Source organism: Aquabacterium sp. A7-Y (assembly GCF_026153205.1).
Lineage (GTDB): Bacteria > Pseudomonadota > Gammaproteobacteria > Burkholderiales > Burkholderiaceae_C > Caldimonas.
In genome coordinates this window covers 58,778-83,131 of sequence record NZ_JAPFBW010000026.1, presented here as the reverse complement: position 1 = coordinate 83,131, position 24,354 = coordinate 58,778, and the positions used below count along the sequence as shown (strand labels likewise).

28 protein-coding genes, 2 tRNA genes and 4 pseudogenes are annotated in these 24,354 nt (G+C 65.1%); 11 read left to right on the top strand and 23 right to left on the bottom strand.

Translation table 11 applies throughout. The annotated features are described in order from the left end of the window. Positions 1-160: 160 nt before the first annotated feature. The gene (locus tag OOT46_RS21825; RefSeq protein ID WP_265405736.1) at positions 161-2,047 is read right to left on the bottom strand and encodes a diguanylate cyclase; all 1,887 of its coding nucleotides are present in this window, start codon (positions 2,045-2,047) and stop codon (positions 161-163) included. A gap of 236 nt (positions 2,048-2,283) precedes the next feature. Between OOT46_RS21825 and OOT46_RS21820 the strand changes: the two genes are divergently transcribed. After that, entirely contained in the window at positions 2,284-2,583 is a 300-nt protein-coding gene (locus tag OOT46_RS21820; protein ID WP_265405735.1) for a hypothetical protein, read from the top strand. Here OOT46_RS21820 and OOT46_RS21815 read toward each other — a convergent pair. Continuing rightward, a pseudogene (locus OOT46_RS21815) lies at positions 2,547-3,179 on the bottom strand (LysR substrate-binding domain-containing protein); the annotation flags it as partial. The gene OOT46_RS21820 and the pseudogene OOT46_RS21815 sit on opposite strands and share 37 nt — an antisense overlap. A gap of 38 nt (positions 3,180-3,217) precedes the next feature. On the opposite strand from OOT46_RS21815, the pseudogene OOT46_RS21810 reads away from it, so the two are divergent. Further along, positions 3,218-3,714: pseudogene (locus OOT46_RS21810) on the top strand (ATP-binding protein); the annotation flags it as partial. A gap of 78 nt (positions 3,715-3,792) precedes the next feature. Next, positions 3,793-3,897: pseudogene (locus OOT46_RS31000) on the top strand (IS5/IS1182 family transposase); the annotation flags it as partial. A 109-nt stretch (positions 3,898-4,006) separates the two neighbouring features. Here OOT46_RS31000 and OOT46_RS21805 read toward each other — a convergent pair. The 4 genes from OOT46_RS21805 to OOT46_RS21790 all read right to left on the bottom strand — a co-directional run bounded on the left by OOT46_RS21805 (position 4,007) and on the right by OOT46_RS21790 (position 5,220). Next, on the bottom strand, positions 4,007-4,234 hold the full coding sequence (locus OOT46_RS21805; RefSeq protein WP_265405734.1) for a hypothetical protein: 228 nt from the start codon (positions 4,232-4,234) through the stop codon (positions 4,007-4,009). Positions 4,235-4,334: 100 nt separating this feature from the next. After that, positions 4,335-4,463, bottom strand: a complete 129-nt coding sequence (locus tag OOT46_RS21800; RefSeq protein WP_265405733.1) for a hypothetical protein — start codon at positions 4,461-4,463, stop codon at positions 4,335-4,337. Positions 4,464-4,480: 17 nt separating this feature from the next. Beyond that, positions 4,481-4,732 (bottom strand): hypothetical protein, encoded by a 252-nt coding sequence (locus tag OOT46_RS21795; RefSeq protein ID WP_265405732.1) that lies wholly within the window; start codon positions 4,730-4,732, stop codon positions 4,481-4,483. A 95-nt stretch (positions 4,733-4,827) separates the two neighbouring features. Then, entirely contained in the window at positions 4,828-5,220 is a 393-nt protein-coding gene (locus tag OOT46_RS21790; protein ID WP_265405731.1) for a hypothetical protein, read from the bottom strand. A gap of 541 nt (positions 5,221-5,761) precedes the next feature. Here OOT46_RS21790 and folE2 point away from each other — a divergent pair. From folE2 to OOT46_RS21770, 4 genes and pseudogenes are all read left to right on the top strand, one after another. Further along, positions 5,762-6,553, top strand: a pseudogene (gene folE2, locus OOT46_RS21785) (GTP cyclohydrolase FolE2); the annotation flags it as partial. Then, on the top strand, positions 6,545-7,345 hold the full coding sequence (locus tag OOT46_RS21780; protein ID WP_265405753.1) for a ferredoxin--NADP reductase: 801 nt from the start codon (positions 6,545-6,547) through the stop codon (positions 7,343-7,345). The pseudogene folE2 and the gene OOT46_RS21780, both read left to right, overlap by 9 nt. 76 nt (positions 7,346-7,421) lie before the next feature. Next, positions 7,422-8,168, top strand: coding sequence for an RNA polymerase sigma factor (locus tag OOT46_RS21775; RefSeq protein WP_265405730.1), 747 nt, complete (start codon positions 7,422-7,424; stop codon positions 8,166-8,168). Positions 8,169-8,354: 186 nt separating this feature from the next. Further along, positions 8,355-8,654 (top strand): hypothetical protein, encoded by a 300-nt coding sequence (locus OOT46_RS21770; protein WP_265405729.1) that lies wholly within the window; start codon positions 8,355-8,357, stop codon positions 8,652-8,654. Positions 8,655-8,673: 19 nt separating this feature from the next. Here the strand turns inward: OOT46_RS21770 and OOT46_RS21765 are convergent, their stop codons facing one another. Further along, positions 8,674-9,111, bottom strand: coding sequence for a lysozyme inhibitor LprI family protein (locus OOT46_RS21765; protein WP_265405728.1), 438 nt, complete (start codon positions 9,109-9,111; stop codon positions 8,674-8,676). Further along, positions 9,108-9,848 (bottom strand): LysM peptidoglycan-binding domain-containing protein, encoded by a 741-nt coding sequence (locus tag OOT46_RS21760; protein WP_265405727.1) that lies wholly within the window; start codon positions 9,846-9,848, stop codon positions 9,108-9,110. Before OOT46_RS21760 ends, OOT46_RS21765 begins: the two co-directional genes overlap by 4 nt. A gap of 314 nt (positions 9,849-10,162) precedes the next feature. On the opposite strand from OOT46_RS21760, the gene OOT46_RS21755 reads away from it, so the two are divergent. Then, positions 10,163-11,506, top strand: coding sequence for a retroviral-like aspartic protease family protein (locus OOT46_RS21755; protein ID WP_265405726.1), 1,344 nt, complete (start codon positions 10,163-10,165; stop codon positions 11,504-11,506). Positions 11,507-11,653: 147 nt separating this feature from the next. On the opposite strand, the gene OOT46_RS21750 is transcribed toward OOT46_RS21755, so the two are convergent. From OOT46_RS21750 to OOT46_RS21725, 6 genes are all read right to left on the bottom strand, one after another. Then, the gene (locus OOT46_RS21750; RefSeq protein ID WP_265405725.1) at positions 11,654-12,673 is read right to left on the bottom strand and encodes a hypothetical protein; all 1,020 of its coding nucleotides are present in this window, start codon (positions 12,671-12,673) and stop codon (positions 11,654-11,656) included. Between the two features lie 201 nt (positions 12,674-12,874). Next, positions 12,875-13,147 carry a DUF2164 domain-containing protein gene (locus OOT46_RS21745; RefSeq protein WP_265405724.1) on the bottom strand — a complete coding sequence of 91 codons (273 nt, stop codon included), beginning with the start codon at positions 13,145-13,147 and terminating at the stop codon, positions 12,875-12,877. A gap of 104 nt (positions 13,148-13,251) precedes the next feature. Next, the gene (locus tag OOT46_RS21740; RefSeq protein ID WP_265405723.1) at positions 13,252-13,731 is read right to left on the bottom strand and encodes a DUF2867 domain-containing protein; all 480 of its coding nucleotides are present in this window, start codon (positions 13,729-13,731) and stop codon (positions 13,252-13,254) included. 114 nt (positions 13,732-13,845) lie between these two features. After that, the gene (locus tag OOT46_RS21735; RefSeq protein ID WP_265405722.1) at positions 13,846-14,319 is read right to left on the bottom strand and encodes a DUF2269 family protein; all 474 of its coding nucleotides are present in this window, start codon (positions 14,317-14,319) and stop codon (positions 13,846-13,848) included. A 24-nt stretch (positions 14,320-14,343) separates the two neighbouring features. After that, positions 14,344-14,715: a hypothetical protein gene (locus OOT46_RS21730; protein ID WP_265405721.1), complete on the bottom strand. Its 372-nt coding sequence runs from the start codon at positions 14,713-14,715 to the stop codon at positions 14,344-14,346. Between the two features lie 174 nt (positions 14,716-14,889). Then, complete coding sequence (locus tag OOT46_RS21725; RefSeq protein ID WP_265405720.1) at positions 14,890-15,441, bottom strand: GbsR/MarR family transcriptional regulator; 552 nt, start codon at positions 15,439-15,441, stop codon at positions 14,890-14,892. 209 nt (positions 15,442-15,650) lie between these two features. On the opposite strand from OOT46_RS21725, the gene OOT46_RS21720 reads away from it, so the two are divergent. After that, positions 15,651-16,208: a PEP-CTERM sorting domain-containing protein gene (locus OOT46_RS21720; protein ID WP_265405719.1), complete on the top strand. Its 558-nt coding sequence runs from the start codon at positions 15,651-15,653 to the stop codon at positions 16,206-16,208. Between the two features lie 87 nt (positions 16,209-16,295). Here OOT46_RS21720 and OOT46_RS21715 read toward each other — a convergent pair whose 3' ends face one another. The 7 genes from OOT46_RS21715 to OOT46_RS21685 all read right to left on the bottom strand — a co-directional run bounded on the left by OOT46_RS21715 (position 16,296) and on the right by OOT46_RS21685 (position 20,343). Beyond that, on the bottom strand, positions 16,296-17,153 hold the full coding sequence (locus OOT46_RS21715; RefSeq protein WP_265405718.1) for a DUF6920 family protein: 858 nt from the start codon (positions 17,151-17,153) through the stop codon (positions 16,296-16,298). Positions 17,154-17,234: 81 nt separating this feature from the next. Continuing rightward, positions 17,235-17,834, bottom strand: a complete 600-nt coding sequence (locus tag OOT46_RS21710) for a Crp/Fnr family transcriptional regulator (protein WP_265405717.1) — start codon at positions 17,832-17,834, stop codon at positions 17,235-17,237. A gap of 73 nt (positions 17,835-17,907) precedes the next feature. Next, entirely contained in the window at positions 17,908-18,132 is a 225-nt protein-coding gene (locus OOT46_RS21705; RefSeq protein WP_265405716.1) for a DUF1653 domain-containing protein, read from the bottom strand. 116 nt (positions 18,133-18,248) lie between these two features. Continuing rightward, positions 18,249-19,385, bottom strand: a complete 1,137-nt coding sequence (locus OOT46_RS21700) for a slipin family protein (protein WP_265405715.1) — start codon at positions 19,383-19,385, stop codon at positions 18,249-18,251. A gap of 241 nt (positions 19,386-19,626) precedes the next feature. Then, positions 19,627-19,698, bottom strand: a tRNA-Arg gene (locus OOT46_RS21695). 271 nt (positions 19,699-19,969) lie between these two features. After that, a complete protein-coding gene (locus OOT46_RS21690; protein WP_265405714.1) occupies positions 19,970-20,146 on the bottom strand; it encodes an ATP-grasp domain-containing protein in 177 nt (58 codons plus the stop codon). Between the two features lie 121 nt (positions 20,147-20,267). Further along, positions 20,268-20,343 (bottom strand) — tRNA-Gly (locus OOT46_RS21685). 684 nt (positions 20,344-21,027) lie between these two features. Here OOT46_RS21685 and OOT46_RS21680 point away from each other — a divergent pair. Beyond that, positions 21,028-21,636, top strand: a complete 609-nt coding sequence (locus tag OOT46_RS21680) for a hypothetical protein (RefSeq protein ID WP_265405713.1) — start codon at positions 21,028-21,030, stop codon at positions 21,634-21,636. Positions 21,637-21,719: 83 nt separating this feature from the next. On the opposite strand, the gene OOT46_RS21675 is transcribed toward OOT46_RS21680, so the two are convergent. After that, positions 21,720-22,526 (bottom strand): NAD(P)H-dependent oxidoreductase, encoded by an 807-nt coding sequence (locus OOT46_RS21675; protein ID WP_265405712.1) that lies wholly within the window; start codon positions 22,524-22,526, stop codon positions 21,720-21,722. A 35-nt stretch (positions 22,527-22,561) separates the two neighbouring features. On the opposite strand from OOT46_RS21675, the gene OOT46_RS21670 reads away from it, so the two are divergent. Further along, positions 22,562-23,539: a LysR family transcriptional regulator gene (locus tag OOT46_RS21670; RefSeq protein ID WP_265405711.1), complete on the top strand. Its 978-nt coding sequence runs from the start codon at positions 22,562-22,564 to the stop codon at positions 23,537-23,539. A gap of 105 nt (positions 23,540-23,644) precedes the next feature. Here OOT46_RS21670 and OOT46_RS21665 read toward each other — a convergent pair whose 3' ends face one another. After that, a complete protein-coding gene (locus OOT46_RS21665) occupies positions 23,645-24,352 on the bottom strand; it encodes a DUF4304 domain-containing protein (protein WP_265405710.1) in 708 nt (235 codons plus the stop codon). Positions 24,353-24,354: the final 2 nt, after the last annotated feature.

Sequence of the window (24,354 nt, the reverse complement as noted above, 5' to 3'; positions counted from 1 at the left end):
ACGCGCTCCAGCCACCTGGCCCGGGCCTTGTTGCGTTGAGACCCGTCGCCACTCGGGATCGGAGGCATGGGGTGATCGAAGGCGCAGCCCTCTTCACCATAGAAGCTGCCTCGGCGCATGACCAGCGGCACGTGCCGACAGGCGTCGCGCCGGGCCGCCTTCAACGCGGCAGCGGCACCACCACGCCGCCCGCCTCGCCCGACGCCGTCCGGACGCAGTTGCGGCCCTCGTGCTTGGCGCGATAGAGCTGGGCGTCAGCCGTCGCGATCAGCGGGACCGCGCCTTGTCCGGGCTTCGCTTGGGCGACGCCGATGCTGACCGTCAGCGGAATCCGCTCTCCCTGCTCCCAGTGCAGCTGCAGTTGCTCGACCGCAGAGCGGATCCGCTCTGCCAGAGCCGCCGCGCCCGGCGCCGGCGTCTCGGGGAGCACCACCGCGAATTCCTCGCCACCATAGCGCGAGACCTCGTCGCCCGGGCGGAACAAAGAGGCCGCAATGGCCCCGGCGACCGCGCGCAGGCAAGCATCTCCGGCCAGGTGGCCGTGCGTGTCGTTGACGGACTTGAAGTGGTCGATGTCGATCAGTAGCAGCGACAGCGGCCGGCCCGTCCGGGCCTGGCTCTTCAATTCGCTGTCCAGCCGCTCGTCGAAATGCTTGCGGTTCTTCACCCCGGTCAAACCGTCGAGCACGTTCATCTGCTGCAGCACGGCGTTGGCATCCGACAGCTCGCGCAGCGCGCCGTTCAGCTCTTCGGTGCGCTGTGCCACGCGTTGCTCCAGGTCGCGTCGCGCATCGGCCTCGATGCGTTCGTTCTGTTCCTTCAGGATCTTCATGCGGTCCAGCAGGGCGGCCGACAGCAGCAGCGCCTCGACCGCGGAGCCGATCTGCAGCCCGTACTCGGTCAGGACGTTGCTGGGCAGCAGGCCGAAGGTCTTGAGCGGGTACAGCCCGATGCCGACGAGCGGCGCGGCCCACGCGAGCATGAAATAGCGCGCCTGCTTGAGGCCGCGCGACACGGCGACGACGGCGACGGCGAACACGCCGAGGGACACGAAAAAGGCGTTGACCGTCGCCAGCGTGATGGCGATGCGGTAAGGCGTGACCAGCGCCGCCAGGGCCAGCAGCAGCAGCGCGAGCGCATACGCGCGCATCAGCCGGTCCGTCCTCGGCAGGCAATGCGCGAGATCGAGGAAGGAGCGGCTGAAGTTGAGCATGCCCACGAGCGACATGCAGACGAAAACCGGCAGCGCCGTGGCGGCCCAGCGCGGCGCGTCGGGCCACAGGTATTGGAACGCCAGCCCGTTGATGGCCAGCTGGCAGAACATATAGCTCCCGGTGAACTGCATGTAGTGCAGATAGCTCCGGTGGCGGATCTGCACGTAGGCCAGCAGGTTGAACACCAGCATCGCGACCAGCACGCCGTAGAGGAGCCCGAGGGCGAGTTGCACTTTCAGGTCGCGCGTGAACAAGGCGGCGGGCGTGCTCAGCAGCAGCGGCAGCTGCAGCGAGCTCTGGGTATGGACTCGCAGGTAGATGTCGACCGCCTCGCCCTCGGCCAGTTCGAGCGGGTAGATCAGGTTGCGGTGTTCGACCTGGCGTTGGCCGAAGGGAAACAGCCGCCCGGCCCGCGACGCGGTGACCACCGTGTCGCCACGCAGCGCGTAGAAGCTCACGTCGTCCAGCTGCGGGTACTGGGCTTCCAGCAACCAGCGCGTCACCAGGGGGTCGCGGTTGACCAAGCGCACATGGAACCAGTAGGTCGTCCGGGTGTATCCGAAGTTGGGCACCGCCTGCTCGCTGGGCCGCATGCTGTCGGCGCGGGCCCGGACCGCCGCCAGGTCGAGCCGCCCGTCCGGGTCCTCCAGGTAGCGCAGCTCCTGGCCGAGCAGCGTCCCGACCCGGGAGGCCGACAGCTCCACCGGTTGGGCGCAGGCCGCCGAGACGGCCACGGTCGCGAGCCAGGCCAGCAGCCACAGCAGCGCAGCGCGCAGGCTGGCGATGGCCGGATGCGGCTTGCCCGCATGCGAACGTGTAAGGCGGATCGCCACGCGGTGGCAGGTCCGGACAGCGGCTGGCAGGTGCATAAAAACAAGGCGTGTCGTCGCGCCGCAATCGGCACGGTACCGGGAGAGACGGCTCACCAGCGTTATTTACGGCCGCTGGCACGCCAACTTGAGACCGGGTTTGCACGCCTTCGCACCTGGTTCCGCCAGGCAGATCCCCAGGGCTTCTCGCACGGTTGCTGAGTCCTTTGCGCGGATCTTTTCTCCTCGGCCATTGCTCCATGAATTTCACGACGGTGGTCCCGGCGCAGCAGGTCGGGGCTGCCACGAGTTTCACCGTGACGGCTTACTTCAAGCCCCTTGTCCCGCAGGTCATTGAAAACCTCGGGACCCTGCCATTTCTCGACGCTCAACAGGCGTGGATTCAGCCGGAGTTGAACGAGCTTTATGTGACGGGGAGCGCTCGGGTCGTTCTGGAACCCGCTTCCGTCCTGCTCCTCCTCCTCCTCGGCCTGCCTCTAATGGGCCGGCGGTGGACGCGGCCTCAAGCGTCTGCCGCCACCGCCTTGCCGGCCAAATAGTCGAGCATCCGCTGCGCGGCCGGCGGCAACGCCGGTTGGCTGCGGTAGCAGACCGCGAAGCGGCGCCGTGCCCAGGCGTCGCTGAGCGGCACCAACCGCACGTTCAGGAGGCGCGCATACGCGGTCCCGACCTGCAGCGGTACCACGCTGATGCCCAGCCCGGCCGCGACGACCCGGAAAGCCACGTCAAAGTTGGACACCACCACCCGGTACACGATGGCCTTGCCACACTCCGCCGCGGCACGCTGAAGCATGCGGTGCACCGCGGTGCTGGGCGGCAGCCCGACGTGCTCATGGCTCAGGCTCTGCTCGAAGCGCAGCGAAGGCCGGCCGGCCAGCGGGTGGCCGGCCGGCACCGCGAGCGCCAGCTCGTCCTCCCGGTAGGGGCGGTGCTCCAGGCCGTCGAAGGCGATGCTGTCCCAGCAGACGCCCAGTGAGGCGCTGCCTTCACGCACCGCGCGCACCAGCTCGCTGGAGATGCGCTCCTCGATGTCGACCTGGATGCCGGCGTTGCTCGGCTCGCGCATGAAGGCCGCCAGGTCGTCGAGCAGCGACTCGGCAATGGCCGAGTCGCTCGCGACCAGCCGCACATGGCCGGGTGGGAGCATCGGGGTCAGGCCCCCGTCTCTACTGCGACTTCGGCTTCGCCAGCGGTGCGCCGCGCAGCCAGATCCAGGAACTGGCTGCCCTGAGCTTCGTCGAGCGCGCCGAGAACGTCGTCTTCCTCGGACCCAGTGGCGTTGGCAAGAGCCATCTGGCGCAAGCCCTGGCGTACCGGGCGGTGATGGCGGGCATCAAGACGCGCTTCATCACGGCGGCCGACCTGATGCTGCAACTGGCCACGGCCCACAAGCAAGACCGCCTCAAGGAGTACTTCAACCGGGCGGTGGTGGGCCCGAGGAGGCGACGCTGTTCTTCAACGTCGTGGCCAAGCGGTATGAGCGCGGCAGCATCGTGCTCACCAGCAACTTGCCGTTCAGCCAGTGGTCCAGCGGCTTCGCCGACGACCAGACCCTCACGGCTGCGCTGCTCGACCGACTGCTGCACCACGCCCACATCGTGCAGATCGCCGGCGAGAGCTACCGCCTGAAGGACAAGCGCAAGGCCGGACAGGTCAAGCCGAAGAATTGAAGCAATGAGACCCCGGGTGGGTCAGATTTACTCCGACGCGATCGCCGGAAAGTGGGTCAGTTTTAAACCGACGTTGACATGTATACGAAGAGTGGTCGCGTGGGCCGGCAACGGATCGGTGTGCCCAAGATGCTGCGCACGTACTGTCTGCCGCAGTGGTACGCAGGCCTCGAACGAGGCCTCAGACCGCGTTCGAGGGGGCCTCTTGCGCCGCCGACAAAGGCGTTTGCTCCGTTGCCGTGACGCTCGCTCGACTCAGCTCGGGGCAAGGGGCCCGTTGTTCAGCGCGTCCTTAGCTGTTCGTGGTGCTCGGTCGCTTTCCCGCCAGTTTGAAGCCAAAGACCGCGCCGATGATCAGGCACACCAGCATGAACCCGAGCGAGATCATGTAGATGTCGCCGATGTCCGAGTCCGACTTGATGTACCTCGGGCCGTACCACTGGGCGAACAGCTCGACCAGGAAGTAGGACAACACCGCAAACAGGGCACCGCCAGCGACGGTGTAGAGCAACCGTTTCATGCCAACTGCCAAAACCGGATGGCCTTGGCTTTCCTGTAGTCGCTCCAGTATCCCTGGATAGAGAAGCCGATAGCAATCCGGAACCAGGACGACAAGTCAGTCATCCGCGACCCGTTAAAGAAGTCAATGTGTCACCGGAAAGCCCGGGACCGTAGTAGTCCTTCAGGAAGATGATGCCGGTCTTGTTCTCGATCTTGTCGAACGAGTCCTCGACCTGTCGTTGTGACATGGCGCAGATAGCCGGGCTTACGACGGCTGCTTCTTCCACAGCTTCCAGGCCAAACGGCCGAGCACGTACACGAGAACGAGCGCGACTGCGTTGAACATGAGCAAGAAGCCAACCGGGCTGGCCCACTTGTCCATGTTCTCCGTCATGCCGTAGTAGGGCGGGCCACTGCCATAGGCTTCCACCAGGTTGATGTAGGTGACGTACACGTCGAAGCCGGCGACCCCTAGGGCGGCAATGGCGGCAATAGCGGCAATAATCTTGCTACCCATCTTTGCTCAGTAGTAGACGGAGAGGGAGATGTAGCACTGCTTCTCGCCTTCCAGTTCTTCGCGCATTGCCGCGACGAAATCGTCGATCCGGTTGTTCAAGTCGATGCAGCCGGCGCTCCCAGGAACGGCGCCCCCATGAAGGAAGAAGCCACCGCGGCCATACGTCTCGGTGGCGGGGAACTTGTGGATTGTGATGCGGAAGTTGCCCCACCCGGCGTATGGCCCGCGCTTGTATCAGGCGTTCTCCCACAGCTCCTGGAAATTGACCCAGCATTCCCCCTTGGGGTGAGGCCGATGCCCTTCTGCTTCTGGCGCTCAACAGTGTTCGAAAAGTGACCGGCCTTGTCCGGCTTGCCTGAGACGGCGGGGAAGATGTAGGTCTTCTTGCCGCTCAGCATCAGGTAGTCGCCGTTGAAGCGGAGCGACAGCGCTGCGCCCTTGCAATGAGGCACGGCTGGCTTCGCTGCTTCGTGTTCGTAGTCCGACATGGCGCCCTCCCAGGGCTGTTATGTGTGCGCATGCTAACGGCGCGGTCGCACCCCGCCACCCCCTGAGTGCGTGCATGTTGTAAGGCGGGCTTACGGGCGGTGCCGCAAACGAGCATAGTGCGGGTCGCGCAGATATTGACAAGGAGCTCAGCCAGATAGGAAAGGGTGGCTTGAGTCAGGCCATCGACTGAAGGACGCTGCTTATCATCAGCTGCCCAACCGTCTTCGAGAACTCGGCTCGGACCTCCGCCGAATCGAGCCGAGCCTTCCAGCTGATTGTTGTGCCACCACCGCGAGAGTGCATCCCTTTGCTCGTACTCGCTGCGGAAGTTCTGGAAGAGAAGCCGCCGCTTCGATGGACGTTTGCGCCGCATCGGCTGACGATGCGTTCATGCTGCAGGTTCATGCCCGGACCTATAGCAGCTCGTTGTAGACGGCAGCCCGGGCCACCGCAGCCTACACGCCGACCCCTGTCACCTTTTGCCGGCCACCGCGTCTAACAGGAGGACAAGCCCTTCACTGAACCCAGGACACAGCCGTCATGAACGCCCCCGAGCGCCTCACCCTCCTGCCAGACATTCAAGCCAGCCCGGACAAGCGCAGCTTGCCCATCGATGCCGTGGGCGTCAAAGGCGTGCGTTACCCGCTGCGGATCGCCAGCCGGGGCGGTACGGCCCAGCCGACGGTTGGCGAGTTCTCGATGGCGGTCGCGCTCGGGGCGTCCACCAAGGGTACCCACATGTCCCGGTTTCTGGAGCTGCTGGAGGCCGGGCCCGAGGTGCTGGACCCGGCGTCCTTCGAGATGCTGGTGCGGGACATGCTCGGCCGGCTCGATGCTCCGGGCGGCGAAGTGGAGCTTCGCTTTCCGTATTTCGTGACCAAGGCCGCACCGGTGTCCGGCGTGCAGAGTCGCCTGGACTACCAGGTGGCATGGCGGGGCCGGCTCGCGCCTTCAGGGGACTACCGCTTCTCGATGCGTGTGGTGGTGCCGGCAACGAGCTTGTGCCCCTGCTCCAAGGAGATCTCGGCCTACGGGGCCCACAACCAGCGTTCGCACCTCACGCTGGACGTCGAGCTGCACGGGCCGATGTTCATCGAAGAGTTGATCCTCATCGCCGAGCGAAGCGCCTCCTGCGAGGTCTACGGGCTGCTGAAGCGGGTCGACGAAAAGCATGTCACCGAACGGGCCTACGAGAACCCGAAGTTCGCCGAGGACATCGTCCGCGACCTGGCCTTGGCGCTCAACCAGGATCTGCGCATCGGGGCCTACACAGTCGAAGTGGAGAACTTCGAGTCCATCCACAACCACTCCGCCTACGCCCGCATCGTCCGTCCCGGCGACCCGCACGCTGCACATCGCTCGCCGTCCCGCAGCACCAGCAGCGCCGCGACAGCCCTCAGGACCGGCGCGCAGGCGGTCCGTCTGCTCCGCAAGGAAGCTGTCGCGCGGGACACGCTGGCCTTCCACTTCGAGCGGCCGCACGAATTCCACTTCGTGGCCGGACAGGCCATCAACCTGGTCCTGCCCCCTGCGAGCGGCGACGGCCAGGCGGCGATGCGGCACGCCTTCTCGCTGGTCAGCGCCCCGCACGAGTCCGAGCTGGTCATCGCCACCCGGATGCGCGAGACGCCGTTCAAGCGCGCGCTCGCTGCCTTGCCTGTCGGTCGCTCAGTGAGCCTCGAAGGCCCGTTCGGCGGGCTCACCCTGCGCGACCCGGAGGCCCGCCAGACGGTGTTCATCGCGGGCGGGATCGGCATCGCACCCTTCGTCAGCATGTTGCGGCAGGCCCAGCTGGAGCGCCCGGCCTCTCCGGTGACCCTGATCTACGCCAGCCGAAGGCCCGAGGACGCCGCCTTCCTGGACGAGTTGCAAGCACTGCAAGCCAGGTGCCCCGACTTCCGCTTGTTCGCCACGATGTCCGATCCGTCGGCGCTGCAGGACGGATGGCAGGGACTGTCGGGTCGCGTCGACGAACGTTTGCTCGAACGGCTGTGCGGACCTCTGTCCTCGCCGGTTTTCTACATCGTCGGCTCGCCTGCGATGGTGGCGGACGTGCAGAATGCATTGGGTCGGATCGGCATCGCGAGCGCCGACATCCACACCGAGGGCTTCCACGGCTATTGACGGACACGCCAGTGCGGCCCTTGTCACCTTTTCGTGCCGCCTGCGCTCAAGCAGAGATACCTAGAGCCTTTCGTTCATGTCAGAACAGTTGTACCCCAGGATGGACCCGGCCGCCGGCGTGGCGGCCCGGCGCATCCCCGATGCTCGCAGCGACCTCGACCTCGTGGCGGCCGTCTTGACCGGCGACGCCTCTGCCTTCGAAGCGATCATGCGGCGCTACAACCGCCTGATGTTCAGGACGGCACGCGGCATCGTCAATGACGACGCCGACGCGCAGGACGTGGTGCAGGAAGCCTACCTGCGTGCCTTCGCCTCGATGCAGACCTACCGGGGCGAGGCGGCCTTGTCGACCTGGGTGGCGCGCATCGCGATCAATGGGGCCTTGAGCCTGCAGCGCAAGCAGAGCCGGCTGGTGCAACTCGACGAGACAGAGGCGCCGCTCGACGCAGAACATCTGGCGGAGGACCCGATGGCAGAACTTCCTTCCGACACTTCATCGCCGGAAACCCCGGCCTCCCAGGCGCAAGCTCGCGAGTTCCTGCAGCGTGCCATCGACCAGCTGCCGGCGCTCTACCGGAGCCTGTTCATGCTGCGCGCCGTGCAGGAAATGACCGTGGAGGAAACGGCGTCGGCGCTGCAGGTGAGTCCGGACGTCGTAAAGACCCGCTACCTGCGCGTCCGCTCGATGCTGCGGAACCTGCTCGGGGCCGACGTGGGCCGCGTGGCGACGGAACTGTATGCGTTCGCCGGCGGTCGTTGCGATGCTGTCGTCGCCTCCGTGCTTGCCGAGCTCCGTGCCCGGGGCCTGATACGGCCGCACTGATCTCCGACCGTGTTCCCGGCACGCAGCGACCCGGCGCTGAAGCCCCCAAACAGGGGGAAGCCCCTTCAATAGGTGGTGTCGAACCGCGATCCAGCCCCAGACAATGCGGCCTCTACAGAAGGGTTGCTCCTACGAGCAGCCCGCACCGACCCACACCTGCCCAACCGTAAGCCGCAGCAGATCGCCATGACTCAAGCCATCGTCTCCGTCATCATCAACCTCATGGTATCGGCGTCGTTTTTGGCACGGAACGACATTTCAGACAGCTTTCGGGGCGGCTTGATGGTGGTATTGCTTGGCTTTCTGTTGCTGAGCCTGATCGGCACGCTGGGCTATGCAGCCACCCGCATGAAGCTGTTCGCTGTGATGGCCTTCATCGGCTTCGGTGTGTTTGTACCCGTCGGCTTGATCGGGGTGTTCGGCGTGCAGAAAATGATCGCCGCCGCCAACGAGCGACGCCTGGCCGTGCAGGGTCAGGAGGCCTGAACGGCCCGCCGAGCTTTTTCTATTGCCCTTTCAACGGCAATTCGCTTGTCGTGTCAGAGAGCTGCCGGGCCCTGCCGCCGTTCAGCTCCAACACGCAAGCGAGGCGGCGCATCTCAAGCGCGTTGCCGGCGGCCCCTCCGGCGAGCGTCGCGACGTGGGCACAGTGCGCTTCCCGGTATTGAGAAAAGGCCTTGTTCGACGCCTTCAAGGTGCTCCTGGCCTTGGCGACATACTTCGCGTCTTCGTCCCATTTGGAAATGGTCTGGGACGCGTTTTCCTCGGCCCGTTTCAACGCTGCTTCACTGTCACGGGCCTTCTGCTGCAGGCATTCACGCATGCCCGCCTGAGGATGGGCGCCGCATTCCTCAAGTGCTGCGGAAGCCTCCTGGCGCTCCCCCGCAAACGCGGTTCCGAGCACCGGCATGCCGAGAAAAAAGGCCAGCGTGAGAGATTTCATTGGGGACATGCTGCAGCTTTTCCTTTCCGGATCAGAGTCAATGCGTAGTCCAGTTTCTTAGCGTAGTTGGGGTCGCCGCCGCCGTTATACCGTTGTGCAATGGAGGCCGTGTTGATATGCCGCCACCCGGTGATGACGCGCCGGACCGATGCCTTCTTGTACTTCAGAACCTGGCCCACCCGAAGGACACTGCCGGAAGGGTTCAACTGTTTCAGTACGTCGATCGTGGTCCCCTGGGCCTTGGCGATCTTGTCGAAACTGTCGCCTGCTTTGACCGTGACTTCGTGGATCTGCCCGTCTTCAGCAGCGACGCTCTTGTGCTCGAAGTTCGCCATGCGCATGAGCAGGTAGGCGATCCCGGCGCGGATATTGTGGGAAGGCATCGATCTCACCGAGCCGGCGGTGAGGAGCCCGCTCCAAGTCGGCGGGATGATCAGCTCGCCACCTTCTTTCCCCGAGAGAAGCGCCATCAGGCCGGGATCGCCGGCTACGCCGATCTGCATCGGTTTGACTTTCCACTCCGCGTGCTCGGCACCGCTCTCGGTCCATAACATCGCTTTGATCAGCTGCCAATCCAGAGGGCGGTAGCCCGATGTGCCGCCGAGATGCCGGTTGAACTCGCCGACGGCCATCTCGACTTCACAGTCGTACGCATTCCACTTGGCGTCGCCGACGGCGCGCGCGAGGCCGTCCTGCCATTTTTCGAAACCTGTCCTGGTTGGTGCCTGTATCGACATGCTGACTCCCTTTCCACGAAATTATTGTTTGGTCGAGGGACCTGACCCGTTAGCCTCACCGCGCTGTTTGTACTGACGAGTGCGGGTGCATGGAGACATCGTCCCGAGGGCAGTTTAGCGAACAGGTATCTCGCCCGAGGGGCGACTCCCCCGTTTGGAGGGGGGCCAAAGGCGCCCGCCGGCAGGCGAATCTCGGTGGGGGCAGCGTCGCCAGCGAGGAAAAGTAGACAGCGCCCGGCAACCCTCTCGCGATGCCGTCCGCCGGACGAGCGCCGAGCCTTAAACTCTCCAAGACAAGAGGGTGTCGGGCACAAATGAAAGCGGCGGGTGCGGCAGTCGGTGCATCTCGGACGCCCTGGTCCATCACAAAGGTCCACCAGCTGTCGTACGAGCGACAAGAACCTGTCGGCTTCGCCGCTGATCCCTCCGACTTTGCTGCCCGGGACATCAGCTTCCTGCGCGGAAGCAGTCCCGAAGAGACCCGCGCCGGACCGTGGCTCCGCGGCGGCGCTTTACTGGCCTTCCTTGCCTGCGCCGGCGTCAATGCCGCCCTTGTCCTGCAACGCGGCGGAGGAGGGGCGGAGGCCGCCGGTGCGGTGGTCGGCAGCTTCATCTGGCCGATGCTTCTGGCCGGTGCATACAGCTTGTGGAGCTCGCGACCGACCCAGAGGGGACGGTTCAAGGTGTTCCTCTTCACCTGCCTGGCTCTGCTCCTGCTGCCGACTCTGACCTATGTGGGCGTGCGGGGTTATGCACACTATGTGGTCCAGGCGAACGCCGAGCGGCTGAGCTTCGACGAGCTGGACGAGCGGGCCCAGGAGTGCTGGCGGCACGGTGATGCGGAATGCGTGGAAAGCTTGTGGCGGCGCTATGCCGCCACCCACCCGCAAGACGGTGCCGGCCGGTTCCGCCTTGGTGTCGCGCTAAGCAGGCTGAACCGGTATGGCGAGGCCACCGCCGAGTTCGAGCGCGCGCTGGAACTCGGGGAAGGGGCGCCGCAGCTGTTCGCGTACTACGCCGACAGCCTCGCGAAGTCGGGCCGCACGGACGAGGCGATCGACTGGTCCTACAAGACGCTTTCCGTGGCGCCGACCCTGGTCGATGTCAGGGGTCAGCTTGCCAAACTGCTGGTTTCACGGAAGCGGCACTACGAAGCACTGTCTCTCCTGCAGGCCTTCGATGCCGCCAGAGAAGCCAAAGGGCGGCCCGGCTACTTCGCGGCCCAGCGACTCGGTATTGAAAGCCTGTTGGAGCGTGAGGCGCCGACCGACACCGCCGAGCAGCCGGTGCTTCGATTGCCCATCCATGCCGGCCACTATTTCGCGCCGCTCAGTCTGGGCCGCTCCCGGCCCAAACCCTTCATGGTGGATACCGGGGCGACCACGACAACGTTCAGCACGGCCGACCTGGAGGCTGCGGACGTGGTGTGGCGGGTCTCGAGGCCACGTGTCGAAATGCGGACGGCCGATGGTCGCAAGGTGACTGCGGACGCGGTGGTGCTCGAGTCGGTCCGGCTGGGGCCCTTCGAGCTGAAGAACGTTGCCGCCGTGGTGTGCGAGGACTGTGCCTCGCTACTGGGGCAGTCGACCCTGTCCCGTTTCGACATGGCATCGTCCCGGAAGCAAGGGGTCGAGTTCTTGAGCTTGACCTTGCGATGAGCCGGCTTCCGGGCGAAGGTTTGGGGGCAGGCGGGTAAAAAAGAGGGGCAGCCGAAGGCGATCGACAAAGCTCGTGTTGTGGCGACGTTGGCGTTCACCTCGGGCTTGCTGCGGGGCGTGACGGACGGCGTCGGGGCGATGAATTGGTCAGCGACACATGGCACTCACGCAAGGGTTGCTCCGGTTCAAATCGATGACCGTGCTGTGCCCGGGATTCCCGGTCGGCGACGCGACGCCCTTGGGCACAACGAACGATGCGGAGTTGGCGCCATACAGACCCGCGGGATACACGAACGGCTTCTGGACGACATATCCTCTGTGCATCCAGATGGAGGGAATTCGAACCTCGGGCGGTGATGACGAAGAGGCTCCCGCGACTGGCGGAATGTCGGGCTTGCCGGTCGGTGTCTTCGATGCCATGGCCCGGTAGTGCTCTCGCACCATGTCAAGGTCCGCCGTGGTGATGGGACGCAGCAGTCCCTTGGCGACAGCGTCCTCCAGTCCGGCCGTCCCGGCCTTCGGAGCCGCGGTGTCCCTGAAAGACTGCGGCGGAGTGTCAGGCGACGTCACATAGGCCGTCTTGGACCGCGTCGACTCGACAATGTCCAGGAGTCCGCCGGGCGCCTGGTTGTAAACGCGAGCGGCTTCGGTGCCGAACACGCTGCGCGCCTTCGGATTGACCCAGGCCAGGCCCTGCTCGCTGCCGATGTAGTTGTAGCCGCATGGGCTCTTCTCTTCGTAGCTCGACGTGATCACCGGCGTGCCTTTCGGCAGGCCTGCCACCACTTGTCGGTGATACCCCGTGGCGAAGACGGCCACCACGCGGGTGCCCTTGCTCCAGCCAATTGACCAGATGGTGGGCTCGTAGGCGCCTAAAAGAAGCGCCACGGGTTTGTCGGAGTGCACGGCCACATCGAACTGCGTCGCCTCGTGACCGCTCTGGTCGATCTGGAAGTCGAGCTGCCGCCCCGAATAGCTGCCGGCCGCGATCACGATCGTGTCTTTCGGCAGATCGGCTCCGACGAAACTGCAGCTGGAGGCTTGCCCAGGAACTGCTTTGGCACCGTTCCCAACGGTTTTCTCGCCAGCGGGAAACGCGACGGTCGTCTGCGCGAAGGAGGCGGTAGCGAACAAACTCGAGGCAACACAAGAGAGAAGGCGCAGCATGGCGTGACGATCGGCAATCCGGAGGAAAGGTCCCGACCCTTGTATCACGAAAGAAAGGTGCTTCGGAGAGCAGGACCGCAGGCGAAGTCTGCCGGCGCCTTGTGAAGTCAGAATGAAGTCGGCGGCGCCGCCACCACTGCCGCCGTCCTCACGTCCGATGAACGCGCCGAACCTGCTGCTCGGTGGTGTGCCAGCGATCGTTCACTTTTTCTTGGCCTGTCGATCGAACTTGCGCCAGTACTGGAACTCGTCTTCGTGGACTTCGATATCCAGTTCCATGATCCTCGTTTGCAGGCGTTCCTGCACGTCTGCGACGGCCTTGTTGTAGACGATCGGACCAATTTCCTCGAGGAAAAAGCCGAGAAGCGCCCCGGCGGCGATGTTCCCGATCTTCTCCTCCATGTTCTCGAGAAAGTATCGCTCGATCGAGGCAATGGCCTCCTTGCGAGCTTCCTTGGAGATTTCGATGGTCATCTTGATGAAGTTGGGCTCAGGTTGTGCTTCGCGTCAGCGCGCCATGGTGCGCGAATTCATCGAGCGAGGCAACTTGGCGCCTGGCCGCCCGACGCGATGGCGCATCAGCGGTCGACGCGGACGGGCCACCCCCGACTTGCCGCCCTGGACAGGGTGGACCGAACGATGAGGCGATGAAACGGCGCGATCAGCGCCAGATAGGCGCGGCCCAGTCGGTTGTGACAGTGCACGACGGTCGTCGCCACCAGTTCATGGCCCGGCCCGCCGTGCCGGGGCTGTAGCAGCACGGACGCTCTGAAGTCCAGGTGCACGTCGTCTTCGCCGAGGACCAACTCACGGCTCGACCGGCTGCAGATCCGGAAGAAGTCGATGCATTCGACGCCATCTTGACTCAGCTTGGCGCGGATCTGCTCGGAGGTCTTCACACCGAATCTTGTCATTGCTGCGTCGCGCAGCGCCAGGAGCACACGGGACCAGGGTGCCGGATTGCCGAGCGCGGAGCGAGCCAATGCTTCAATGTCCTCGGTCGCCGACGGCGGCAGTGCGATGGCGAACGCATCCGCCAGATGGGCATCCTCATACAAGTGGGCAATGCCGCTGTCTGCCGGTAAGGCGACGGACCTTGCACGATGGAGGTGGTTTCGCATTTCAGCCTTTCGGTCGGCAACTCGGCCGATTCATCGCCGCCCTCTTTGCGTTCACCAGAGAGCCGGCTTGTTGACCATCAGAAAGAAGACGATTGCCATCGCGAAGAAGGCCGGATACCCGAGTCCCTCCCACCACGTGGCGTATCGCCCGTATTGGGTGGGCAGCGGCGTGCCGGATCGGGCCGCCTCCTGGGCCAGCGAAGCCATCCGGATCTGCAGCCAGACCACCGGCAGCCAGCACGCGCCCGCGACGACGTACAAAGCGATGGAGGTGGCGAGCCAGGGCGTGCCGAGAGGCCAGCCCGCCAGATGCGCCATGGCGATGCCGGTGGCCGGCTGGATGAGCGCAGTCGGCGCTGTGAACCACCAGTCTGCCCTGACGACGAGGCGGCTGACGATAGCCTGGGCACGCACATCGCCGCTGCGATTCGTGAAGAACATGTAAAACGCCGAGCCCAGCCCGGTGCCGACCATCAGCACACTGGAGACGATGTGCACCCATTTGAGGATCAGGTAGGTCTGCATCACGGCACCTTGGTGTTCAGACTCTCATGCTTCGTTTCCTGCCGGTCCCTGGCCGGCCGCCTGGTCCACATTCGGGGCTTGCACCTGGACTTGAGACCAGACCTTCTGTGCGATGAAGGCAATGGTCAGGAACACGCCTGTGAGGATCAACCAGAGGGTTCGACGCAGCGACTCGACCCACGCCGTCCCGGGTTCGAACAGGCCGAAGCTGAGCAGCAGGAGCAGCGTGCCGGAGACGGCGAGCAGATAGGCGGATCGGACCCAGAATTCGGCGCCGCAGTCGGCGGGGCACAAGCCTCGCAGCACCTTCAAGAGGATGGGGCGCATGTAGGTGATGGCGATGATGGGACCGACGACCGCAAGGAAGAGGGACAGAAGAAACACAAGGGTGTCCATGGCAATGCTCGGGCAGGGTGAGTGGCGTCGAGCAGGGACCTCTGCCGTGCTGCCCGACGGGCGAAATTAAGGGTGAAGGACGAGACGGAGGCGCGGCTTAGGGATCGTTTATTCCTTCCTTCTGAATTTTCTGTCTCAACAGAAATGGTGGGGCAAAAAAAGGTTGACGTGTTCTTAGGGAGTCGTGTCGGCGCCCATGCTTTCAGAGGGACGCAGGAAGCGCTGCACCGCGGCGCCCATCCGAAGCATCTTTTCAAGGGTGCCAGGAGAGAGCCGCAACATCTCACTGCTCCAAGACTCGAGCGCCTCCATGAAACGCAGGGTCTCTCGGATGCGGTCCTGTACATCGGCCGGCTCATTCTCGAAGCCCGGCTGGGCAGTGAGCTGTTGAAGCAACCGGACGGTGGGGTCGAACTCGCGCAGCTTTCTCTCGCGCACCACGGTTCGGAACAGCTCCCATACGTCATGCGACGTTTCGAAGAAGTCGCGTCGGTCGCCCAGCACATGGGTCACCCGCACCAGGTTCCAGTTCTGCAGCTCCTTCAAGCTGGTGCTCACGTTGGAGCGTGCCGCACCGAGGGTCGCCGAGATCTCTTCGGCATTCAAGGGCCGGCCGTGAAAGAACAGCAGGGCATGAATCTGCGCAACTGTCCGGTTCACGCCCCATGCGGTACCCATCTCGCCCCAATGCAGGACGAAGCGACGTCCGGTGTCAGTCAGTTCCATGGCCTTGAGCTTAACCTTTCTGGTATTTCTGTCAATACAGAAATGATCGCTGGCAATAGGAACTACATGACCAGTGCGGGCTGCAAAGGCTCGTGGCTCCCTGGGGGCGTAAGTCTTTACAGTCCTTTTTCCGCTTCCTCTCTATAGTCGCTTCGGCTGCGCGGTCAAAGTCCCGCAGCCTATGAACCCCAACGAACAGAGAGGATGCCATGGCAGTGAGAAAAATCATCGCGGCTGCTGCTGCCGCCGTGTTCATGCTTCCTGCGGTTGCGCAGGAGTTCACCGGCGACGTGATCGACGTCGACCCTTATGCCGGAGGTGCCGGCTATATCACATGGGGGTGGGACCCCATCTATCCGGGTGACCCTTACATTGACACCTGGCGTCTGGTCACCGGAGCGCAGCAACAATGGGTCCAGCTCAAGCTGGAGGACATCGGTTTCCCGGGCGACAACTTCGAAGTGCTCACGCTCAACGGCGCGAAGATCAGCTGGGACAGCTACGTCCCTGGTATCGGGCACAGGGATTCGACGACAGGAAGTCAACGCGCGGAGGGGCAGGTGAGGCTGCTGCTGGAGGCGAACACGACGTATACGCTCGGAGTCACTGCCACACCCTGCCAGTTTGGCTGTGACTATGGCGGCGGTGCCTGGTACGTCTTCACGCCGCTGGGGCCCGTGCCGGAGCCCAGCACCTATGCCCTGATGCTCGGTGGCGTCGTTGCCTTGCTGGCTCGTCGCAGGGCGCAAGGCAGGCAGCGCGCCTGAAGGATCGCCCGAGGTCACTCACGGAGCGAACGGGGGGGGGCGGCGGCCCTCTCAGCGCGGCGGCGCTCGCGAGGGCGCCCGCGGCGATCAGGCGCCGGCCTTGGCAAAACGAATGCGCGTGACCCGGCCCTCCCAGAACGGGTACACCTGCCCGCCGGCTGCCCGCGCGATGACAAACTTCATCGGGATCATCATGCCCTCGACCGGCTGGTAGTCGTCGCGTGCCACATGCTCGCCCGAGCCGTGATACGGCGTGTCGAGGTCGCCATCGGCTTCGGCGTCGAAGCGCGTCAGCCGGCCGTCCGCCCCAAAGGTCGCGATCAGGGACGCCGTCATGCCGCGGTACTCGACCACGGCACGGGCGCGATGCTCGTCCACCGGCTCCCAGCGCACCGGGCCGCCGGGCAACAGGGCCATCGGATATAGCGGGCTCTCCAGCAGCCAGCGGCGCAGCGAAATGCGGTCCAGCTCCGGCGTCGAGACCTCGTCGACCACCGCGACGGCCGACATGATCTTGGCTTTCATCTCCATCCTGCCGTCGACATACGCGTCGTAGGCCCGCGCCCACACACCAGGCAGGATAGGCGTGGTGGCCGCGAACACCAGGGCCGGCGTGGCGACTGCCACCGACTGGCTCGCCGTCGTCGGCATGAAATCGGTCGTCTTGGGGCGGCGGAAGCGTCCCTCCATGTCGAGTTCGACATGTGTGAACGAGGGCACGGGCCCGGGGAAGGTGAATCGGACAAAACGCTGCACCGGCGCCGGCAGGGCCGATACCTGGTCGGCGCTCGGCGGCCGGCTGGCCGCGGCCGCTCCCTGCTTCTCCAGACCGTTTCGGTGCGCGGCGATGTCCGCCTCGGTACGCGCTGACAGCGCCCACACGGCGATGGTGGCGACGGCGGCGGCCGTGCCCAGGGTGGCTGCGACGGTCCTTGGATGCTTCACGGTTCACTCCTTTTTCAGCGTCAGCGCGCTGAGCGAGAGCTTCGTGGCAGCGGGCCGACCGTGCCTTAACAAATGATCAGGTCAGGCCACGGGCGCGCTCTCGCGCTGAGCGCGACGCAGGCGCGACAGCGACACGTCGGTCAGTCCCAGGTAGGTGGCCAGATGCACCAGCGGCACGCGGGCGGCGAGATGCGGGAAGCGCTGGCAGAAGGTCTCGTAGCGCCGCCGGCCGTCCAGCGCCAACAGGTCGTGTTCACGCTGCAGCTTGCCCGTCAGCAGCTTCACCAGCAGTTCGCTTTGCAAGGGCGACCACTGGCCGTGTGCGGCCAAACCCTCGCGAAACTCCTCGGCGTCGCAGCGCCAGATGCGCGTGGCTTCGATGGTGGTGATGCCGAACAGCGAAGGCCCGGTCCACATCGCGGGTGTCACCGGGCACACCAAGGCGCCTTCGGCAAAAAAGTTCTTGTTGAACTCGCGGCCGTCACGGCGCAGGAAGTGCATGCGCACCAGGCCGGTCTCGACGACCAAGGCGAAGCGCCAGACCTCCCCTTGGCGCAACAAGGGCGTGGACCGGGCCAGATCCTGCGGCACGAAACGGGGGGCGAGTGCCGCGGCGGCGGCGTCAGCGGTGGGGAGGCCCGCCGACCGAAGGGCGGCGAGCAAGGCGGACACGGGCATCATGGCAAGGGGCGGCGGGGCGTGGCGCGGGCTGATGACAGGGGGACTGGTGTGCCATTGCAGGGAAGCGCGCCAGCTACCGGTCGTCCACGCGCTCGAAGCGGGGGATTTGCCGGCCGTCCACCTCGACCGATTCCGTGAACATCGAGGCCGGCCTGAGCCACAGGCTCATGTCGCCATAGAGCGTTCGGTAGACCACGTGCCACTCCTCGGTTTCGGAATGGCGCGCAACGCCGATGACTTCGTAGAACTGGCCCTTGTAGTGCCGGTAGCGGCCCGGCGGGACATTTGGCGCCTGCATCGCGAGGTTTCTCCCTGTCTCGATGTTCCTGGATACCGGCAGTGTAGAGGCGCCCCGAGCCAACAAGAAAAAAAGGGCGCCTTCCGGCGCCCTGCAAGCTGCATCCCGGAGCGTGCTCAACGCAGCTTCACCAGACCGTTGAGCACCTGGTCCAGACCGCCGAAGACCGAGATCTTGTCGATGCGCTCGGCCACGCGTTCCAGCGTCTCCAGCTCCTTCAGGCGCAGGGCGACGGGGTTGTCCTCCATCACCTTGGCCGTGTTGAGCAGCGAGCGGGTCGCGGCGGTTTCTTCACGGCGACGGATGACGTTGGCTTCGGCCGACTTCCCGGCCTCGACCACCTGGGCGAGGATGGTCTTCATCTCGCCAGGCAGCACGATGTCCTTCACGCCGACGCCGTCCAGCTCCAGCCCATAAGCCGAGAGCTTGCTGCGTACCTGGGCGGTCACGACCTCGTCGATCACCCGCTTGTTCTCCAGCAAGTCGTCGAGCGAACGCGTGCCGACGGCCGCACGCAGGCCGAGCTGCAGCTCGCGGTACAGGTGCTCCGCGGGCTTGGCCAGCCGGGTGTAGGCGGCGAGCACGTCGGTGAAGCGCCAGGTGGCCGAGAGGTTCAGGCGCAGGGCCACCTTGTCTCGGGTCAGGATCTCCTGGCCCGACACCTCCACCGCCTGCAGTCGCAGGTCCACCAGCTCCACCACGACGTTGCGGTTGAACTTCCAGAAGGCGTACGAGCCGGGCCCCAGCACGCGGGCGATCTTGCCGTCGATCCACACGATGCCGGCGCCGTACTCGGGCACCTGCACCTGCAGCACGCCGGCCAGTCCTTGCACGGCACGCTGACGCAGCTGGGTCTGCACCAGGCGCGCCACCACCGACGCCGGCGCTTCGGCCGAGTCGGCGATGTCGATCACCTCCACCCGAACATCCACCAACCCCTTCCAGTACAGCTTGCGGGTCGCCGGCGGCAGCACTTCGACCAGCACGCCGTTCTCGCTGCGCAGGCCCACCTGGTGTTCGTTGAGCTCCACGCGCACGAACTCGGCGGTGACCACCTCGGGCTCCTTGGCCATCAGGTAGTCCACCAGCGCATGGGTGAACGCGGGCTGTTCCTGTGCGAACAGTTCCACGCGCAGCTGGTCCATGCCGTCGAACAGCCAGTGCGTGCCCGGCTGCAGCACGCGCTCGAAATCTCCGTTGCGCAGCAGCAGGCCGCGCTCGTTTTTCTTGACGGTCACACGCTTGATCTTCATGTCGGTTCTCCTTGTGGTCTGGCGTGTCGGTTGTTATGAAATGGGTGCCGTTACAGCAGCGGCCGCGGACGACGAATGCCAGGGCCCGGGTGCCAGGGTGCGCGTCGGCGGTCTCCCTCCCGATCGAGACCGCCTCGGCTGGCCCTGGACGCGGAGCCCCGCTTGCCCGTCGTGCGGAGCGGCCGCCGCTGATGGGCCCATCCTGCGGCCCACGTTCGGCGGGTGGCCTTGCGGCCCTTGCTGGTTTGGAACGGGAGTCGAACCCGTGACAGACGCATGAGGTGTGCGTTGCTCTACCCACTGAGCTATCCAAGCTTTCGGTCATCCGGGAGTCGAACCCGGCACCTTGCAGTGCGAACCCTCGATGACCCGTATCGGCTGCTTCCGGCGGCGCGGCATGTGCGGCGACGACAGACTTGCGGTCCGGACACCGCACACCGGCGGGGCAGAGCATCAGCCCGAGCCCCTGGCCTGTGAGCGATCGCCTTCCACAGCAGATTCATGAGCGCCTGCAGTGCATCCACTGAGGCGCGATTCCTTCGGCATACCCGCCGCAGGCAGGAAAGAGCGCACGGACGGCTCCTTCAGACCAGGGCATTGATGGCGTTCACGAACTTCCCCATGTCGCAGGCGTAGAAGCCACTGGAGTTGATGGCGTTGATCTCCAGAAGCTTCAATCCGTTTGGCGTGTCGGCCACCTCGAGCCAGAACGCCGGGTTCGAGCACCAGGTGTCCGCCCAGTGCTGCGCGAAGCGGAACACGTGCTCGTCGACGTGGGGGTCGCGATTTCATTGCGGCTGTGCTCCAGCACGACCGCGGTTCCCGGCCGTGAAGTGCTCTCGCTGCGCAAGCGCACCGGAACACACCCGCAATGAGATGTCATGGAGCGGATACCGGGCATCGAACTCGGGGCCTCGGCCATGGCGTGACCGGGCGCTGCCTGCTGAGCTATATCCGCTGAGTGCGAACACGGGCCGCACCCAGTGGTGCAGGCGTGTTCGCGGCAACTTGTCAAAGAGCAGTCCGGTGCGCCATGGCGCACCGGTGCGTCCTGCGTGGGACGCGGCAGTGAGCCGGTTGCCGACCGGCTCGGAAAAGCAAAAAAGGCCCGGATCCTTTCGGAATCCGGGCCTCGACCTGTGATCGAGTGGAGGGTGTGCGCCTTACGCGCCTCCCTCGCCCGGATGTTTCCCATCCTCGTCGCCCAGCGACCAAGTCGCTCGCTGGCTCTGGAGCGGATGCCGTTTTTCGTTCAACGTGAGGACCGCCTTGGCCTTGCCAGAGGCGGCGCGCACGAACCGGCACTGGCCCTGCAGGGGCAGTGAGCTGTTTGCGATGTGGCCTTGGCGGTGCACGATGAACTCTTCGGTGTTGGGATGTTTTGAAGTCGTCCTCGCCGCATTCACTGCAGCGAGAAGGCGAACTGTAAAGACTCTTCACTTTTACGTCAAGCAGGTGCGGCCATCCTTTTTCGATGCGTATCAGCCTGACCACACACACCGCTGACCCGACCAAGACCTGATGCCGCCAGTGTTCCGCTCAAGGGAATGGGCTCGGCGTTTGCGCACTGGCCTTGGGCCGAGCAGAATCAACGGCTTTGGCGTCAGCCTATTGACGGAGACGCCCCACCGGAGAGTTTGCTGTGCCTCCCCCCACCTGCCATCACGCCTTCGCGATCGTCGTCGCCCTCTTTGCTCACGCTCATGCCGATGCAGGGGATGTATCGCTTCCCGCTGTCGGTGTCGCGTTCTCGGTTCCTGACCGCTGGAAACATCACGTCAAGGAGGAGCCGGGGCGTGTTGGCGTGTCCATCAGGCCGGCAAGTGACAGCGACGCTACTGTGGCCGTGCGGTGTCGCATCGACAGACATGAACTGCCTGCGCGTTTCCGCAAGTACACCCAGCAGGAGCTGAACGACGCCTATGCCAGCCGGCCTCTCGACGCAGCAGGCTTTGCCGACCGCCTCGGCAGCCACACAGGGGTTCCCGTCGCTATAACGGCCCATGGTCAGGCGATGCTGGGGGACAGCCTTGCCTACTGGGCCGCTTCGACTTCATCGGAAAGAACGGGTGCAAGCACGGCCGACTACGTCTCGAAGACTTACCTTTCCCAAACCCCGGGCTATGCCTGGAACGTCCAATGCGGTTCTGCCTCTACGCGCGGCGCTGCGAAGGCAACGGCAGCGTACAGGCAGAACGAAGGCGCGTTCGATGTCTTCTTCTCGTCGGTCCGATTCTCCGAGCCGCGGTGAAGCCGGGCCGTATGTCGGATTTGTTGTCTGCCAAGGCGCTCGGCTCAAGGATGAGGACGGATGTCCGCTCTGGCGCGGCTCGTTCAGGTGCCGGCAGGCTTCATTGGCGCCAAGGCCCCCTGGTCTGCGACGTGGGCGAGCAAGCCGCTCCGTCCGCTCGCGATATCGGGGGCGAGCACATGGCCGTCCGGATAGTCGCCGCCGTTCTGGCGGCGGAACGGGGTCGGCGTGTCATCGAAAATCCGCTCGAGTCGCGCTGCCCATTGCGCCTTGGCCACCTCGGCTCCCTGAGCGCTCAGCTGCGCGGCGCCATAGACGGCGTGGACAGGCAGCACGTCCATCCCGGGGTAGAAGAGCGTGCCGTGGGTGATCGGGAAGAGCAATTGCTCTAGCGGACCGTTGATGCCGCGCGGCGAGTAGTCCACCGCGGGGCCGCCGACCGTGACAGACACCAGGGCCCGCTTGCCCTTGAATGCGCCGTCGCCATAGCGGTAGCGGTTGCCCGCGCCCTCGTAGCCGTAGGCCAGCCCGCGGGCCCAGACGCGATCGATCCAGCCCTTGAGGATGGCCGGCATGCCGAACCACCACAGCGGGAACTGGAGGATCAATGCGTCGGCGGCCAGCACCTTCTGCTGCTCCGCGGCGATGTCGGGCGCCTGCCGTCCCACCGCGTACGAGTGGCCCGACTCCTCGATGAACGACAGTCGCTGCGGATGAGCCCGAAGGGGGAAGTCCTGCTCGTCGAAGACGGCTTTCCAGCCCATGCTGTAAAGGTCGGACAGCAGCACCTCGTGTCCATCTTGCTGCAAGACATGTACGGCCGTTTCCACCAGCTGGTGGTTCAAGGATGTGGGCTCCGGATGGGCAAAAACGATCAAGACCTTTTTCATCGACAACTCTCCTGAGGCGCTCCTGATAGAAGCAGGTGATCCATGGCGCCAGTCTGGCCGGCAGCCGCCCATTGGTGAAATCGGAAGATGGATTGGCTACTATCCATCGCATGGATAGCAAGCGGCTTGACCTCAACCTCCTCGTGACGCTGGAGGCCTTGCTCGTGGAGCAGAACGTCACCAAGGCGGCCGCCCGTCTGCACTTGAGCCAACCGGCGGTGAGCGCTCAACTGAGCCGGTTGCGCGACCTCTTCGAGGACACGCTGCTGATCCCGGCGCAGCGGGGCATGACGCCGACCGCAAAGGCGCTCGACCTGCTCGGCCCGCTTCGCCTGGCGCTCGATCAGGTGCGCGCCGCCGTCGAGGAGCACAAACGCTTCGAGCCATCGAAGGCCGAGTTGACGGTCACGATCGCGTGCACCGACTATCTCCAGGTCGCGGTGGTCAAGCCGCTGGCGATCGCGCTCAGAAAGAAGGCGCCGGGGGTGCGGGTGGCCTTGCGCCACCTGGATCTGCAGCAGCTGGAGGCCCAGATGGTGCGCGGGGATGTCGACCTTGTGCTGATGACCCCCGACGCTGCCCCGCGGAGTCTGCGCAGCAGGCATCTGTTCGACGAACGGTACGTGTTGATCGGCCGTCGCAACCATCCTGCGCTCAAGGAGCGGATGACGGCCCGGGAGTTTGTCCGACTGGAGCACGTGATCGTTTCCTTGGCCGGAGGTTTCACCACGCCTGTGGATGAGACGCTCGCGGCCCTGGGCCTGCGTCGCAAGGTGGTGCTGTCCGCGGCGTCCTTCCTGTCCGTGCCCGAGATCGTGTCGCAGTCCGACTTCGTGGCCCTCGTTCCAGAGCGGCTGGTCGCCGGCCGCTCCGGCAAGCTGAAGAGCGTCGCTCCTCCGATTCCGGTGGAGGGTTTTCCGGTGGGAATGGTCTGGCACGAGCGCAGCCACGGCCACGCGGGTCATCGCTGGCTTCGGGAGGTGGTGGTTTCGCTGATGCGCGGGCCCTTGTGAAGCTTCAGGGCCTTGTATCTGTGCTTGCGACCTGGGTCAGGCCTCAAGTTGGGGGACGCCGAACGCATCTCGGCCTCCCGGAGAGAGGTGCGAACCGGTGAATCCTTAGGCGCCGAGCAGCGGCGCCGGGTCCAACGCCAGCGAGCGCAGCCACGCGGCCAGCTCGTTGACCGGTGCAATACGGCCTTCCTTCAGCCTCGGCGCAAACTGCGCCAGCAGACGTTCAGCGTCGCCGTCAGGCCCCAGCCATGCGGCGGCGCACAGGACGTCCAGCATGTTGCCACCCAGCATGCCGGCGCCATCGCGGACCGCTTCGAGCCGGCCGTGGCGTTCGAACCAGGGCAGTGCGCCCTGCATGAGGAGCCCGTGCAGGTCGGACGCCAGGGCGTCAAGGTCGCAGTGCTTCTCGATGCGCACCTCGCCGAAGTCGTGCCAGCCCGGCCAGGCCCGGCCTTCGGGCGGCAACACCTCGTGCAGGCGCTCGCGCACCTGCCCCGCTGCCTCGTCGATCGAGTCGGCGCCATCGGCCCGCCATGCCTGGGAGGGCATGGTCGCGACGCTGGCGTTCACTTTGGGGAAAAGCACCGACAGCGCAACGTAGAAGCCCCCGTAGCTGCCCTCGTTCCACTTGCTGCCCTGCAGGTGGAGGATCTGCCGGTGCAGCCCGTGCCCCTCGCCGCGCGTCCGCACCAGGGTGCGGCCATGCCGCTCGAAGCCTTCGGCCTGCAGGTGATCGCCCAGGCGACGGGCGACGTATTCGATCTTCTTGCCGATACGGGCGTCTGCATCGGGTGGGGTAGGGGTGCGGGGCATGG